Origin of the sequence: Pseudomonas sp. A0308 (genome assembly GCF_044218815.1) — a bacterium.
Classification (GTDB): domain Bacteria; phylum Pseudomonadota; class Gammaproteobacteria; order Pseudomonadales; family Pseudomonadaceae; genus Aquipseudomonas; species Aquipseudomonas iridis.
The window spans coordinates 1825855-1838886 of the sequence record NZ_CP162581.1 but is presented as its reverse complement, the minus strand read 5'-3'; the positions used below and the strand labels follow the sequence as shown (position 1 = coordinate 1838886).

Genomic DNA, 13032 nt, shown 5'->3' with positions numbered 1-13032 from the left:
TCCCACAGTGTCATGGGTCACACCACACGATCTGATCCAACCAGAATCCCTATGGGAGCGAGCCTGCTCGCGAAGGCGTCAGTCCTGGCTACATCAAACCTCGACGGGCACTGACAACTTCGGACTGCCCAATGCATGCGTCTTCGCATCAAAAAAGCGCAACTGCGCCCCCGTCCCCTCAAACACCTTCGCGTAGTGGCGCTTCTGATGCTGAACGAACGCCGCGCTGCGCGGATAAATGGAGATCGCCACAACCTTCGGTTTTGCCAGGCGCAGGGCCCGGACGATGTGGTTGTCCTGCTCGCCCAAGGCATGGCCGAAGATGCACAGGCTGTCGCTGTGGCCCAATAACTGCTCGTAACAGAACGACAGGTAATCCGAGCTGCGAATGGTCTTGAGCTTGTCGGCGCTCGGCCCTTCGGTGACGAACAGCGGTACGTCATCCAGCGTCTTGATCGTGTTGTTGATCGCAAAACTGCCGAGCAGCGTGCCCTCGGTCGAGGTCAGTTTGCGCGCGGTGCCATCCTGATTGCGTACCAGGTGCAGGCCGCCGTGCAGGTACAGCAAACGCGGTTTGGACGTAGCGGTTTCGCTGATATCGAAACTGGCGTTGGCGCCCTTGAACAGATCGTCGATGGCCTCGCTGCGATGCTGGATCGCCCAGTAGTTGAGCAAGTCGTAATTGGTGGTGAACACCGTGCGATAGCGCGCCAGCTCTTCATTCAGCGTGGTGAGCGTTGAGGTCTGAACCAGCCGCCACGGAATGTGAATGGCGTGCACGGTGTTGATCAACGCTTCCTTGATCGCGTAGTAGCGGTTGCGCGGTGCGGCCGAGCTGACGGCCAGCGCCTTGTTCACCCGGCTGGTGGTTTTGAGGGCGCTGAGGACCTGCTCGAAGCTGTGCGTCTGCATCGCGTCGAACACCGCCAGCTCCGACGCGCTCAGGGGTTTTTCTTCCACGGTACGGGCGTTTTCGAACAGCGAGTCGTAGCCGAAGTCATCCCAAACGGCCCGGCTGGCGCCGTTGCCCACCAGCAAACCGTTGAAGCCGGTTGCGGCGCGCAGGGTGTTCCAGTCTTCGAGGGTGGCGTCGACATCCAGAAAATCGCTCATTACTTGGCACATCTCAAAACAAAGGGGCTGATGGGCGGTGACTTTATCACGAGCGGACATTGAGCCAGATCAACATACGCCGTGACCGATCGGTCGATCCTGTGCTTACCCGTCGGATCGCAGCTGTCGATTCGGCCCCAGTCAGGAGTCACACGATGAGCAGCACCTTTTTCATTCCGGCGGTCAACATCATGGGCAATGGATGCCTCGACGAAGCCATGGTCGCGATCCGCAACTACGGTTTTCGCAAGGCGCTGATCGTCACCGACGTGGGGCTGGCCAAGGCCGGCGTGGCGAGCATGGTGGCGGAGAAACTGGCGATGCAGGACATCGATTCAGTGATTTTCGACGGCGCCAAACCGAACCCGAGCATCGCCAATGTCGAGTGCGGTTTGGGCCTGCTCAAGGAAAGTCATTGTGATTTCGTGGTGTCGCTGGGCGGTGGGTCGCCTCACGACTGCGCCAAGGGCATCGCGCTGTGTGCGACCAATGGCGGGCAGATTCGCGATTACGAAGGCGTTGATCAATCGAGCAAGCCGCAACTGCCGCTGATCGCCATCAACACCACCGCCGGCACTGCCAGCGAGATGACCCGGTTCTGCATCATCACCGACGAATCGCGTCACGTGAAAATGGCCATCGTCGACCGTAACGTCACGCCGCTGCTGTCAGTCAACGACCCGGCGCTGATGGTTGCGATGCCGAAAAGCCTGACCGCCGCGACTGGCATGGATGCCCTGACTCATGCGATCGAAGCCTACGTCTCCACCGCCGCCAACCCGATCACTGATACCTGTGCGCTGAAGGCCATGACCCTGATCAGCAACAACCTGCGTCTGGCCGTGCGTGACGGCAGCGACCTCGCCGCACGGGAGAACATGGCCTACGCGCAGTTCCTCGCCGGCATGGCGTTCAACAATGCGTCGCTGGGCTACGTGCACGCGATGGCGCACCAGTTGGGCGGTTACTACGACTTGCCTCATGGTGTCTGCAACGCTGTGCTGTTGCCGCATGTGCAGACGTTCAATGCGCTGGTGTGTGCCGACCGGCTCACCGATGTCGCCCACGCCATGGGTGCCGATGTTCACGGTTTGAGCCCGGAAGAGGGCGCTCAGGCGGCGATCACGGCGATCCGTTGCCTGGCCAGAGACGTGGAAATTCCGGGCGGCTTGCGGGAGCTGGGCGCGAAACTCTCGGACATTCCGGTACTCGCCACCAACGCCCTGAAAGACGCTTGCGGGCTGACCAATCCACGCGCGGCGGATCAGCGGCAAATCGAGGAGATTTTCCGCAACGCGTTTTGAGGTCAGTGCTTTCCTGGTAATTTCGACCCAGTCAAACCGGCCTCTTCGCGAGCAGGCTCGTTCCCACAGTGAATCGCATTTCAATTGTGGGAGCGAGCCTGCTCGCGAAGACTGATTACCAGGCACTGCAAATCTATTGAGTTCTCAGGTTACCCAACAACCGCCACATTCCTCTCGAAAACCCCACCAAACTGAATCAACACCACCCCCGCAACCAGCAACAACGCGCCAAATACTCGCGGCAATGTCAGCTGCTTTTCCATCAAACCAAACAGCCCGAAGTGATCCAGCACCATCGAGGCAATGACCTGTCCGGCCAACGCCAGCGCGACAAATCCCGACGCGCCGAGTTTGGGCAAAAGCATCACCGCCAGTGCCACAAAGCACACGCCGAACGCGCCACCGGCCCATATCCACAATGGAGCCTTGCTGATGAACGCCACTGACGGCAACGGCAAGCGCAACGCCAGAATCACCGGCAACAACACCAGCACACTCACCAGCAGCGACGCCAATGTCGCCCACAACGGATGTCCCAGCCCTCGCGCCAGATTGCTGTTGATCGCGCTTTGAAACGGCACCACGGCGCCGGCGAAAGCGGCCAAGGCGAGCAGACCGGCCCACTGCAACGTACTCATGATCATCCTCCAACAGGTTTTGCTGGACTCTAGGCTATTCGTCGCGCAGATTTAAATTCCGTTTTGTCATCAAGTACATGCACCAGATGAATGATCTGCGCCGTATCGACCTCAATCTGCTGGTGATCCTCGACGCCTTGCTCAGCGAGCAACACGTCACCCGCGCCGCCGAGCGCCTGCACCTCAGCCAACCGGCGGTCAGCCATGCGCTGGCGCGATTGCGTGACTTGCTTGGTGACCCATTGCTGGTGCGCGCAGGCTCTGGCCTTGTGCCCACCGCGCGGGCGCTCGAGCTGGTCGCGCCGTTGGCCGAAGCGCTGGCCCAGGTGCAGTCGCTGCTGGCCCCCAACACCTTCGATCCGGCGAGTGCGCGCCGCACCTTTCGCGTGGCGATGTCCGACTACGGCGCGGCGATCATCCTGCCCACGCTGATCCGTACCTTGCGCCGCGAAGCGCCAGGCATCGACTTGCAAATCAGCCACGCCAGTCGAGAAGGCATGCTGGAAGGGGTGCTCAACGGCGATATCGACGTGGCCGCCGGCGTGTTCCCGGAAATGCCCAACGAATTGCGCAGCACGCTGCTGTTTGAAGAGCGCTACGTGTGCCTGCTGGATCGCGCCAGTTTGCCTGCCGACGGCGTTCTGGATCTGCCGACCTACCTGTCTCGCCCGCACGTGTTGCTGGAAATGCGGGGCAGCGGCACGCCGGAAATCGAACGCGCTTTAACGTCACTGCGTGAGCGCCGCCGCGTCGCCATCAGCCTGCCGCACTGGAACGTCGCGCCACAGTTCATCAGCGGTACGGATCTGATTCTTACGGTGTCGTCACGGGGCTTGCGGGATATTGACCCGCGTGAACTTGTCGTCGTGCCGCCACCGTTCGAGATTCCGCCGTTCACGTTTGTGCTGGCGTGGCATAAGCGCCGGGGCGGGGATCAGGCGTTGAATTGGTTGAATCGCAGGATTGAGCAGGGGATAGTGCGCGGCTGAAACGTTAGCAAGGAGCGGGAAGTGACAGTGAAGTCTGGATTGATCGGGTGTGTGGTGTTGAGCGGGTGGTTGATGGCGGGGCAGGTGTTTGCCGCTTGCACGCCGCCAGCGGTTGCGGGGGAGGATGTCTCTGCCTGCAAGGATTGGCCAGCCTACACCGGGCTGACCATCAGCGCCTCGACGCGGTTTGAGCCGGGCACTACCGAAGCGCTCGGCACCCACGATCTGGACGTGTCCGTGTTGCAGGATGGCCAACCGACTCCGATTGCGACTTATCACCAGGCCGCCGCTTTCGTAATGGATGGCGTCCACTTGAAGGATCTGACGCTCGACACGGCACGCTACAAACTCGCTCCCGAACTTCGAGCCTTTGGTGTCCGCGCAACACTCGCTAACGGCTCTCGTCTCAATCCCGTGGAGGAACATCAACTGTCGCTCTACGTGAAGGAGGGCGAGACGTTGCGTCCTGTCCTGCGTCAGTTGGTGGTTTATGAGTATGGCGGCGAGTGGGATGACAACTGCGCCGGACAGCGTTTTGAAATTTCAAGAACCGTCGATATCGCTAAAACGAGCTCCTATGGCTATGCAGATTTAATCGTCAAAACCCAGGAAAAAGGCACGACAAGTGTGGTTGAAGGCGACGCGTGTGAAGACAAGACGACTGTACGCCAACCGGTTTTGACAACATTGCATTACGACGGAAAGAATTACGTCCTGCCACCAGGTCTCAAGGGACTCTGATTCACCTGCTGAAACACGACTCTTATCAAGGAAGAACCATGCTCACCCCTACCAGACTCCTTATCGCCCTCGCTATTCTGGCCATCACCGCCCAAGCCCAGGCCGCCTGCACCACCAAGGCCTTCGACGGCCAATCACTGGCACGCTGCATCGTCTGGCCGGCCTTCCCGACTCAGGCGATCGCGGTCAAATCCACGTACCTGGCCGACCCCGGCGACGACGATGCCGGGGTGTTCGATCTGGACCTGTCGATCGTCAACGCCAGCAATGCAAACCCTATCGCCACTTACCGCAAACCCGGCGCTTACAACTCCGATGCCGTGCGCTTCGATGACCTGCGCATTGATACCGGGCGCTACCGACTGGCGCCGAATGTTCGCGCGTTTGGTCTGCGCTCGAAGTTCGTGCACAGCTCCCATGCAATTCCCTACGAAAAAACCGATCTGGCGTTGTACGTCCGCGAAGGCAACAACCTGCGCCCGGTTCTGGAAGGCTTGGTGGTCTACAAAAACAACGGCGAATTCATGAGCGATTGCGAGGGCTACACCAATGAGGTTCGCAGGAGTGTCGAGATCGGTCCATCGAGTCACCATGGTTTCGCCGATTTGATCATCACCACCAGCGCCAGCAAAATGAACGACTCCAAGTCGGGCAACGAGTGCGTTTCCAAAACCACTCACCTGAAGAAAACCCGGATCACGTTGACCTACGATGGCCAGCAATACGGCGTCCCTGAAGATCTCAGAGGTTACTGAACCGATGCTCACCGGCCTCAACCACCTGACCCTCGCCGTCGGCGACCTGAGTCGCAGCCTGGCGTTTTACCGCGATGTGCTGCAGTTGCGCGTCGAAGCGACGTGGGACAACGGCGCCTATCTGTCGCTGCCGGGGCTGTGGTTGTGCCTTTCGCTTGATTCGAAACGCAGTGCCCAGGCGTGCGGCGATTACACCCACTACGCCTTCAGCCTCAGCGCGGCGGATTTCCCGGTTTTGGTACAGAGACTAAAAGCGGCACACGTTCAGCAATGGCGGGATAACCGCAGCGAAGGTGCTTCTTTCTACTTTCTCGATCCTGACGGCCATCAGCTCGAAGTTCACGTCGGCGATCTCGCTTCGCGGCTGGCGGCGTGTCGGCAAAAACCGTATGCCGGCATGCGTTTTTACGACGCGCCGTGAACAGACCGTTTTCGCTGATATAGACTGGCCGCCACGTATTCTCGCGTTTGCAGGTAACCCATGACTCCATCGTTGCTAATGGCCGTGCTGGCCTCGGGTTTCATTTACGGCATCACGCCCGGGCCGGGCGTACTGGCGGTGTTCGGCATCGGCGCGGCGCATGGGCGGCGTGCTGGCGCGGGGTTTCTCTGCGGGCATTTGCTGGGCGATGTGGTGTGGTGCAGCACCGCACTGATCGCGATTGTCGGTGCACGGGAAATCGGCAGCACCGCGTTTGATGTGCTTGGCGTACTGAGTGGCTTGTACCTGTTCTGGCTCGGTTGGCGTGCAGTGCGTGCGCAACGGCGCAGTGACGATCAACCGCAGGGCGCGGCGCGCAATCCCTTCTGGCACGGCATTTTGTTCGGCCTGACCAATCCCAAAGCCTATCCGGTGGCGGTGGCGACGTTTACCGCGCTGCTGTCGAGCCGCGCCGAGCTGCTCAACTGGTCGATGTTGCCAGCGCTGATCGCCCTGAGTTTCCTTGGTGGACTGCTCGCCTACGCGATTCTGATTGGTGTGGTGGGCGCGCAGCGAGTGCGCACGGTGTACCAGCGTCACGAACTGCTCATCACTCGATTGTGCGGCGTGATGTTCATCGGTTTCGCCATCAATGCGCTACTGCATGCTTTGCCGGGATTGATGCCGAACAAGGCTTGATCTGCTCGCCGAGGGTTCACCGTTCGTCGCAGCGATGGCAATTTTTCTAAACCTTTGCCGGTGAGAAAATTCTCAATCTAGACGGGCACCTGCTCGCCACGATCAATACCAAGAGGTAGAGAATCATGCCTAATTCAAGAAACTCGAACTCGGGAAACTTCGCCAACGATCGAACGAAGGCTTCTGAAGCCGGTCGCAAAGGTGGGAAAACCACCACGACGACGGTCGATAAAGAGCCTGCGAAAACAGAAACGGGCCGCAAGCCTGCTCAGAAATCGAAGTAGTCGGTGAAGGTAGTTTTGATTGAGAGGCGGGGGCGCAAGCTCCCGCTTGAATTCAGCAAGAAGGAGGGCGCGACCATGAGCCGGATGGCCACCCAGGTACGTCGTTTAAGTTTTGTCACGCTGTTGGGATTGTTCGCCAGCAGTGCTTTTGCCCAGTCGCCTGCCGAATTCATCAACGATGCTTCGGCCAAAGGCATGGCCGACATCGAAGCCAGCCGTTTGGCGCATCAGAAGACCGAATCCAAAGAGGTCAAGGATTTCACCATCGTCGTCATCAACGACCGCACCACGGCCAATCAACATTTGGCGAAGATTGCGAAAAAACTCGACCTGCCCGTCGCCCCGCGTGAAGAAATGGCCGACAAGGCCAAGGAACTGATTCCTGAAGTGAAAGACGGCGCAACCTTTGATCAGGCGTACGCCGCCAGTCAGGTCAAAGCCACTGAAGAGGCGATCCAGCAGATTCAGCAGGAGGCGCAAACCACCACCGTGCCGGAGATCAAAGCCTTCGCCGATGAGACCTTGCCCAAACTGCAAAACCATCTGCAAATGGCTCGGTCGCTGCAAGCCAGCCGCTGATTTGAGTTAAAGATCAAAAGATCGCAGCCTTCGGCAGTGCTTTGTGTTGGCGCTGGCGCAGGCTGCGATCTTTTGCTTTTAAATCAGCACTCGTTCAAATCCTGCTTCGGCTTGCTCTGCTCGCCCAGCCCCTCAAGATTGAAAACCTCACCTTCGCCCAACGTCCGGTAGTGCCTGCGCAAGGCTTCCAGTTGTTTCAGATCCAGCGCCTCGAGCCCCAACATTGCGTTCTGCGCCTCTTTGGTCACCCGCAGCAATTCATCGATCTTCAGATGCAGGATGTCGGTGTCGCGGTTCTGCGTGTTCTGGATCAGGAACACCATCAGGAACGTGATGATCGTCGTCGAGGTGTTGATGATCAGTTGCCAAGTGTCGTTGTAACTGAAAATCGGCCCGCTCATTCCCCAAAGACCGATCAGGATCAACGCCCCCATAAAGGTCTTGGGGCTACCGGCCCACAGGGCAAGCTTCTGGGAAATCTTCGCAAATTTCATAGCCGTGTTCCTTGTTGTGTGGTGCCTGAAATTCAGACACTGACGGCTTGATGAAAATTCTACTTACAAATCCAGGAAGCATGCGCGACGTTGGTAGGGGAGCCAGTTTTCGTGGGTAACGGTATCGTGTCAGCACCCGCTTTTCGCCATGACAGGAGAACGCAATGAGTTGGTCCGCCAAACAGTACGTCGCTTTCGAAGATGAACGCACCCGCCCGGCTCGTGATTTGCTTGCTGCGATTCCCACGGCTGAAGCGCGATCGGTGGTCGATATCGGTTGCGGTCCGGGTAATTCGACTGAGCTGCTGGTGCAGCGTTTTTCTGGGGCGACAGTCAGTGGGCTGGACAGCTCGGCAGACATGATCGCGGCCGCACGCAAGCGCTTGCCGCAGTTGCAGTTCGATGTCGCCGAGATTGATCGATGGGCCGATGAAGACCCTTTCGATGTGATCTTTGCCAATGCGGTATTGCAATGGGTACCCGATCACGCGGCGTTGCTGCCGGCGCTGGCGAGCAAGCTCGCGGAGGGCGGCAGTCTGGCAATTCAGATGCCGGATAATCTCAATGAACCCTCCCACCGCTTGATGCGTGAAATCGCGGCGAATGGCCCGTGGGCAAGCAAACTCGCTGACGCTGCCGGGCAGCGTACGGACATGGCGAGCGCCAGCGAGTATTTCTCTATGCTGCGACCGCACTGCGCGCGGGTCGATGTGTGGCGCACCACGTATCACCATCAACTGTCGGATGGCGCTGCCGGGGTGGTCGAGTGGTTCAAGGGCAGTGGGCTGATTCCGTTTCTGAGTCCGTTGACTGAAAGCGAGCGGGCACAGTATCTGGAGCAGTATCTGGCTGAGGTTGAGAAGGCTTATCCGGCGTTGGCGGATGGCTCGGTGCTGTTGCCGTTTCCGCGGTTGTTTATTGTGGCGACGCGCTGAAGGCGCGTTCAAAACCTGTGGCGAGGGAGCAAAGTCCCTCGCCACATTTAAATTGTCCCTCCAGGCTTAGCGCTGTACCGCCACCAGCATCATCATCGGCCGCTCCCGCTCTTCAGCCAGCGCTGGTTGCGCCGCCACTTCTTCATCGCTTGGCCCCCACTCGTTGACATGACGAATAGTAAATCCAGCGCCAATCAGTGAATTGAGCAACGTACCGACAGTACGATGCTGCTTGATCACCCCGTCTGCCAGCCAATTCGTCACCCGTTCCCCTTCCAATTGATAACTGTCCAGCGGCCAGCGCTTGCGACCTTCGCTGTCGATCAGCCAGCCGGGGTTGCGCGGGGCCATGAAGATCGGATGTTCGATGGAAAACACAAAATGCGAACCCGGCTTCAGCGCTGCGTAGAGGTGAGCAAACAGTCCTGGCAGATCCTTGATGTAATGCAACGCCAGCGAGCTGTAGGCCAGGTCGAAACTGCACGCGGGCAAGTCGAGTTGTTCCAGGTCGGCGCGCTCGTAACGGATGTTCGTCGCCGAAGTGGTTTCGCGTGCGCGTTCCAGCATCTTCTCCGAAACGTCCAGCCCCAGCACGTTGGCCGCGCCGTGCTCGCTGGCCCAGCGGCTGAACCAGCCGTAACCGCAACCCAGATCCACCACGTGCAAACCGTGCATGGAGGGTAGCAACGCCTTGAGCGCAGGCCATTCCGGCGCGGCATCGAGGCCGCCGATGGAGCGGTTCATCTGGCTGTAGCCCTGAAAGAATTCGGGATCGTCGTAGATGTTTTGAGTCATTGGGAGTGCTCTTTTGAGTTCGGTCGTCAGCGGCAAAGTGGCCGCGATGGGGTTCCCTCGAAAGTGATGACGCGTATTCGTCGATGGCCGCGCAGGGGGAGGGTGGTGGTCGATGGGTAAATGCTAGCGGCGCGGGCGCAAGGTGAGAACCGATTGAGTGTTGGAGAACTGTAATGTTGGCGCACGATTTCAGTGTAAATTCACGACGCCGCCGGTGGCGGCCTCGATCACCGTCTCAGCCCTGCTGCAACACCTTCAAGGCAGCCGAAGCCAGAAACCCTGAACGACTCTTCTCCTCCGGGTGATGCAGCACATACTCATCAATACGGTTGAGCAAATGCCCAGGCAGCGTGATGTTCAGTTTCTGGGCTTTTCCCAAATACTTCACGACATCAATATCCACCACTGCCCACGCACATCCGGCGTATTTCGGATTGGCCACATGCAGCCCCAGTTTACTGGCAGCCGGAATCGGCGCGCCGTCCTCGGCCAGAATCTCGAAATGCCCCTCGATGGCTTCGCGAGCCATGGCGACGGCATCATCCAGATCGTCGCCAGCCGAAAAACAGCCGGGAATATCCGGCACCTCTACGCCCCAGGCGTGTTCTTCATCGCCTATTGAAATCGCGATCGGATAGAGCATATTTGTTGATCTCCATGGTTACTGACTGAGCCAGTCAAAGCAGCGCCTGCTTCAAAATACTGATGGCCGTTCTCTTCAGCAGATCTTTCGTCGGATGTGGCACCGTGACCAGTCCAGGCTTGGTCGGATGCTTGAAGTGGTGGTGACTGCCTCTGATCCTCGCTAAATACCAACCGTCTGCGACGAGCTGACCGATTAAAAAACGGCTATTCACAACACCTCCTTGTGGTGTGCTTGGTGGGTACTATACCTACCGGTGATCTGGGGGCAACAATGTATTCACCGCGCGGTCATCCGCGGCTAATCCGCTCAGTGGTTTGAAGCAGTCTAGATAGGGAGGTGACGAAGGCATGGAGAGTGTGTTGCAGGCTTTTGCGTTGTTTCAAATGTCAGATGTAACCTTTTTTCGGGCACAAAAAAACCGGCCATCAAGGCCGGTTTTTTCTGTTCTGCATCCCACGTCAAAAACAACGTGAGACAAAATTTGAGTGGAGCGGGTAGAGGGAATCGAACCCTCGTCGGAAGCTTGGGAAGCTACTGTTCTACCATTAAACTATACCCGCTCAGAGCGGCTGACTTTGTACCAGACTCGGCGGAGAATTTGAAGTTTTTCTTTTTTGCGCAAGGCATTACAGCGCTGAATCGGTCAATCGCGAGCGAGCACTGCGGGGGGCGTAAACAAAACGGTTAGCCCGGCAGGCTCGCTCGCGATGACGCTCTTTCAAATGGCCAATGCATGGTGATCCTGAACAAACGAGTACCGCGTTCGGCTCGCCTGCGGTGCCGGTTTCAAAAAGCCCAGCAAGGCGTTCTGGCTGTCCCGGCACGCAGCCTTGTGCTCCATGTCGAGAAAATGCCCGGTGGCTTGCACGGTGGTGAAGGTGCTCTGTGCCACGTGGTTGCCGAACAGACGCGCATCTTCGGCGGCTGTGTATTCGTCCCATTCACCGTTGAGAAACAGTACCGGCACGTTGATCTTCTTCGCCGCGTTTAAATAGCACTGACGATCGCTGTGCAGCACGTCGCTGATGTGAAAGTGCATCTGCCCGTATTCGTGCTCGGCCAGGCTGCTGACGTGGCGATAATTGAAGCGTTTGAACAATGACGGCAGGTGTTTGCCGATAGTGCTGTTGACCAGATGCCCGACCCGATCACCGTCACGCTGGCCGAGGTAATCGACGCCGCGCTCGAGGTAATCAAGCATGTGCGCGTTGATCACCGGCGAAAACGAGCTGATCACCGCTTTTTCGATGCGCCTTGGCTGGTTAGCAAGGGCAACCAGTGTCGCGGCGCCGCCCCAGGAGAACGACAGCACGTGTTCGGCGGCGAAGTGGTCGATCAGCTCCAGCAGAATTTGCCCTTCAACGTCCTTTGTCAGATGTTTCTCGTGACGGTTGTGGGCTTTTGACCGGCCCGCGTAGGGCTGGTCGTAGCAGACCACGTTGAATTGCGGGTGCAGATTTTTCACGGTTTGTGCAAACGACGCAGTCGTGGCCATCGAGCCGTTGACCAGAATGATGGTTTTTTCTGCGGCGTCTGCGCGATAGAACTCCGTGTAAACCCGATACTGACCCTGTATATCCAGCACAGCGATTTCTGGCCTCATGTCATAAGACTCCTGGCAAGCAAGCGGGTATGCGCGCAAATAGACATTGCACGAGCTTTGTGACAGGTAGGCATACGCCTGGAATTTGCTTGGCCCATGTCGATCCATGACTACGGTCGACGGGTATTGTTATTGGCGGGCAGTCTGCCGGCTGAGGCGCAGCCCTTGAGGGCTGACGACCGGCAAAAAGTTTCTTAGAGGTATGGTGTGACTCATCGGTCACATTTCGGCCGACGTCCTGATTCAAGCAGGGGGAGCAGGATCGCGCAAGTGCCGCAGGTAAATTGTTCGACAACTTCTGCTGAGCGGTCGGCTGCTTAGAACAAATGAATCTCTTCGGTGCGCAAAGCGCGATACTCGCCCGGTTTTAGCGCGTCATCGAGCCGCAGCGGGCCCATGGATTCGCGGTGCAGACGCAGCACTTTGTTGTTGAAAAAGCCAAACATGCGCTTCACCTGATGGTAGCGGCCCTCGACGATGCTCAGGCGTGCCGAGCGTGATCCGAGTAGCTCCAGCTGCGCAGGTTGCGTGGTCAGGTCTTCGAAGGCGAAGTAGATGCCTTCAGCAAACGTGCTCGCATATTGCGCGCCGATTTCCTGCTCGGTCTCGACGTAATAGACCTTTGGCAATTTGGTTCGCGGCTGGGTCAGGCGCCGCGACCAGGCGCCGTCGTTGGTGATCAGCATCAGCCCGGTGGTGTTGAAGTCCAGGCGCCCGGCGATGTGCAGTTCGTCCTTGTCCGGTTCGTTGATCAGGTCGAGCACGGTCGGATGTTGCGGATCGCGAGTGGCGCTGACGCAGCCCGGCGGCTTGTGCAGCATGAAGTAGCGCGCCGGTTTGCCGAGTTGCAGCACTTCGTCATCGACTTCGACACGGCTGAATTCAAGAACTTCACTGTGCGGGTCACTGACGACTTTTCCGTCAACGCGCACGCGCTTTTCCACCAGCAACAGGCGAACCTGCTTACGGTTGTAGCGGGGCAGATTGCTGAGGAAGCGGTCGACGCGCATGTTCAGGTTTCAACGGATCAAGGGGC

General features: G+C 58.3%; 17 protein-coding genes and 1 tRNA gene. 9 read left to right on the top strand and 9 right to left on the bottom strand.

The window, feature by feature from the left end:
- Positions 1-93: 93 nt before the first annotated feature.
- Positions 94-1113, bottom strand: coding sequence for a DUF4917 family protein (locus AB4P92_RS08615; RefSeq protein WP_115147661.1), 1020 nt, complete (start codon positions 1111-1113; stop codon positions 94-96).
- 155 nt (positions 1114-1268) lie between these two features.
- On the opposite strand from AB4P92_RS08615, the gene yiaY reads away from it, so the two are divergent.
- On the top strand, positions 1269-2417 hold the full coding sequence (yiaY, locus tag AB4P92_RS08610) for an L-threonine dehydrogenase (RefSeq protein ID WP_042558037.1): 1149 nt from the start codon (positions 1269-1271) through the stop codon (positions 2415-2417).
- A gap of 149 nt (positions 2418-2566) precedes the next feature.
- Here yiaY and AB4P92_RS08605 read toward each other — a convergent pair whose 3' ends face one another.
- Positions 2567-3055 (bottom strand): DMT family transporter, encoded by a 489-nt coding sequence (locus AB4P92_RS08605; RefSeq protein WP_042558038.1) that lies wholly within the window; start codon positions 3053-3055, stop codon positions 2567-2569.
- Between the two features lie 77 nt (positions 3056-3132).
- Between AB4P92_RS08605 and AB4P92_RS08600 the strand changes: the two genes are divergently transcribed.
- The 7 genes from AB4P92_RS08600 (at position 3133) to AB4P92_RS08570 (ending at position 7523) form a co-directional block, all read left to right on the top strand.
- Entirely contained in the window at positions 3133-4044 is a 912-nt protein-coding gene (locus AB4P92_RS08600) for a LysR substrate-binding domain-containing protein (RefSeq protein WP_191624483.1), read from the top strand.
- A 21-nt stretch (positions 4045-4065) separates the two neighbouring features.
- Complete coding sequence (locus tag AB4P92_RS08595) at positions 4066-4785, top strand: hypothetical protein (protein WP_261735184.1); 720 nt, start codon at positions 4066-4068, stop codon at positions 4783-4785.
- A gap of 38 nt (positions 4786-4823) precedes the next feature.
- Positions 4824-5540: a hypothetical protein gene (locus tag AB4P92_RS08590; RefSeq protein WP_261735185.1), complete on the top strand. Its 717-nt coding sequence runs from the start codon at positions 4824-4826 to the stop codon at positions 5538-5540.
- 4 nt (positions 5541-5544) lie between these two features.
- The gene (gene fos, locus AB4P92_RS08585; RefSeq protein WP_395599243.1) at positions 5545-5961 is read left to right on the top strand and encodes a fosfomycin resistance glutathione transferase; all 417 of its coding nucleotides are present in this window, start codon (positions 5545-5547) and stop codon (positions 5959-5961) included.
- Between the two features lie 60 nt (positions 5962-6021).
- Positions 6022-6660, top strand: a complete 639-nt coding sequence (locus tag AB4P92_RS08580; protein WP_047300057.1) for a LysE family translocator — start codon at positions 6022-6024, stop codon at positions 6658-6660.
- 125 nt (positions 6661-6785) lie between these two features.
- Positions 6786-6944 carry a KGG domain-containing protein gene (locus tag AB4P92_RS08575; protein ID WP_080762009.1) on the top strand — a complete coding sequence of 53 codons (159 nt, stop codon included), beginning with the start codon at positions 6786-6788 and terminating at the stop codon, positions 6942-6944.
- Between the two features lie 75 nt (positions 6945-7019).
- Positions 7020-7523 (top strand): DUF4142 domain-containing protein, encoded by a 504-nt coding sequence (locus AB4P92_RS08570; protein ID WP_042558043.1) that lies wholly within the window; start codon positions 7020-7022, stop codon positions 7521-7523.
- Between the two features lie 83 nt (positions 7524-7606).
- Here the strand turns inward: AB4P92_RS08570 and AB4P92_RS08565 are convergent, their stop codons facing one another.
- Positions 7607-8017 carry a low affinity iron permease family protein gene (locus AB4P92_RS08565; RefSeq protein WP_042558044.1) on the bottom strand — a complete coding sequence of 137 codons (411 nt, stop codon included), beginning with the start codon at positions 8015-8017 and terminating at the stop codon, positions 7607-7609.
- Between the two features lie 164 nt (positions 8018-8181).
- Between AB4P92_RS08565 and tam the strand changes: the two genes are divergently transcribed.
- Entirely contained in the window at positions 8182-8952 is a 771-nt protein-coding gene (gene tam / locus AB4P92_RS08560) for a trans-aconitate 2-methyltransferase (protein ID WP_395599242.1), read from the top strand.
- 66 nt (positions 8953-9018) lie between these two features.
- Here the strand turns inward: tam and AB4P92_RS08555 are convergent, their stop codons facing one another.
- The 6 genes from AB4P92_RS08555 to AB4P92_RS08530 form a co-directional block, all read right to left on the bottom strand.
- The gene (locus AB4P92_RS08555) at positions 9019-9747 is read right to left on the bottom strand and encodes a bifunctional 2-polyprenyl-6-hydroxyphenol methylase/3-demethylubiquinol 3-O-methyltransferase UbiG (protein WP_115147668.1); all 729 of its coding nucleotides are present in this window, start codon (positions 9745-9747) and stop codon (positions 9019-9021) included.
- Positions 9748-9982: 235 nt separating this feature from the next.
- Complete coding sequence (locus tag AB4P92_RS08550; protein ID WP_210622149.1) at positions 9983-10390, bottom strand: type II toxin-antitoxin system HicB family antitoxin; 408 nt, start codon at positions 10388-10390, stop codon at positions 9983-9985.
- A 34-nt stretch (positions 10391-10424) separates the two neighbouring features.
- Positions 10425-10604, bottom strand: coding sequence for a type II toxin-antitoxin system HicA family toxin (locus AB4P92_RS08545; protein WP_395599241.1), 180 nt, complete (start codon positions 10602-10604; stop codon positions 10425-10427).
- A gap of 275 nt (positions 10605-10879) precedes the next feature.
- Positions 10880-10953, bottom strand: a tRNA-Gly gene (locus tag AB4P92_RS08540).
- Between the two features lie 158 nt (positions 10954-11111).
- Complete coding sequence (locus tag AB4P92_RS08535) at positions 11112-11996, bottom strand: alpha/beta fold hydrolase (RefSeq protein WP_047300062.1); 885 nt, start codon at positions 11994-11996, stop codon at positions 11112-11114.
- 317 nt (positions 11997-12313) lie between these two features.
- A complete protein-coding gene (locus AB4P92_RS08530; RefSeq protein ID WP_047300063.1) occupies positions 12314-13006 on the bottom strand; it encodes a pseudouridine synthase in 693 nt (230 codons plus the stop codon).
- Positions 13007-13032: the final 26 nt, after the last annotated feature.

Excerpts from the sequence above, each read along its gene's own strand:
- AB4P92_RS08615 (WP_115147661.1), bottom strand. The coding sequence starts at position 1,113 with ATGAGCGATTTTCTGGATGTCGACGCCACCCTCGAAGACTGGAACACC.
- yiaY (WP_042558037.1), top strand. The coding sequence starts at position 1,269 with ATGAGCAGCACCTTTTTCATTCCGGCGGTCAACATCATGGGCAATGGA.
- AB4P92_RS08605 (WP_042558038.1), bottom strand. The coding sequence starts at position 3,055 with ATGAGTACGTTGCAGTGGGCCGGTCTGCTCGCCTTGGCCGCTTTCGCC.
- AB4P92_RS08600 (WP_191624483.1), top strand. The coding sequence starts at position 3,133 with ATGCACCAGATGAATGATCTGCGCCGTATCGACCTCAATCTGCTGGTG.
- AB4P92_RS08590 (WP_261735185.1), top strand. The coding sequence starts at position 4,824 with ATGCTCACCCCTACCAGACTCCTTATCGCCCTCGCTATTCTGGCCATC.
- fos (WP_395599243.1), top strand. The coding sequence starts at position 5,545 with ATGCTCACCGGCCTCAACCACCTGACCCTCGCCGTCGGCGACCTGAGT.
- AB4P92_RS08580 (WP_047300057.1), top strand. The coding sequence starts at position 6,022 with ATGACTCCATCGTTGCTAATGGCCGTGCTGGCCTCGGGTTTCATTTAC.
- AB4P92_RS08575 (WP_080762009.1), top strand. The coding sequence starts at position 6,786 with ATGCCTAATTCAAGAAACTCGAACTCGGGAAACTTCGCCAACGATCGA.
- AB4P92_RS08570 (WP_042558043.1), top strand. The coding sequence starts at position 7,020 with ATGAGCCGGATGGCCACCCAGGTACGTCGTTTAAGTTTTGTCACGCTG.
- AB4P92_RS08565 (WP_042558044.1), bottom strand. The coding sequence starts at position 8,017 with ATGAAATTTGCGAAGATTTCCCAGAAGCTTGCCCTGTGGGCCGGTAGC.
- tam (WP_395599242.1), top strand. The coding sequence starts at position 8,182 with ATGAGTTGGTCCGCCAAACAGTACGTCGCTTTCGAAGATGAACGCACC.
- AB4P92_RS08555 (WP_115147668.1), bottom strand. The coding sequence starts at position 9,747 with ATGACTCAAAACATCTACGACGATCCCGAATTCTTTCAGGGCTACAGC.
- AB4P92_RS08550 (WP_210622149.1), bottom strand. The coding sequence starts at position 10,390 with ATGCTCTATCCGATCGCGATTTCAATAGGCGATGAAGAACACGCCTGG.
- AB4P92_RS08535 (WP_047300062.1), bottom strand. The coding sequence starts at position 11,996 with ATGAGGCCAGAAATCGCTGTGCTGGATATACAGGGTCAGTATCGGGTT.
- AB4P92_RS08530 (WP_047300063.1), bottom strand. The coding sequence starts at position 13,006 with ATGCGCGTCGACCGCTTCCTCAGCAATCTGCCCCGCTACAACCGTAAG.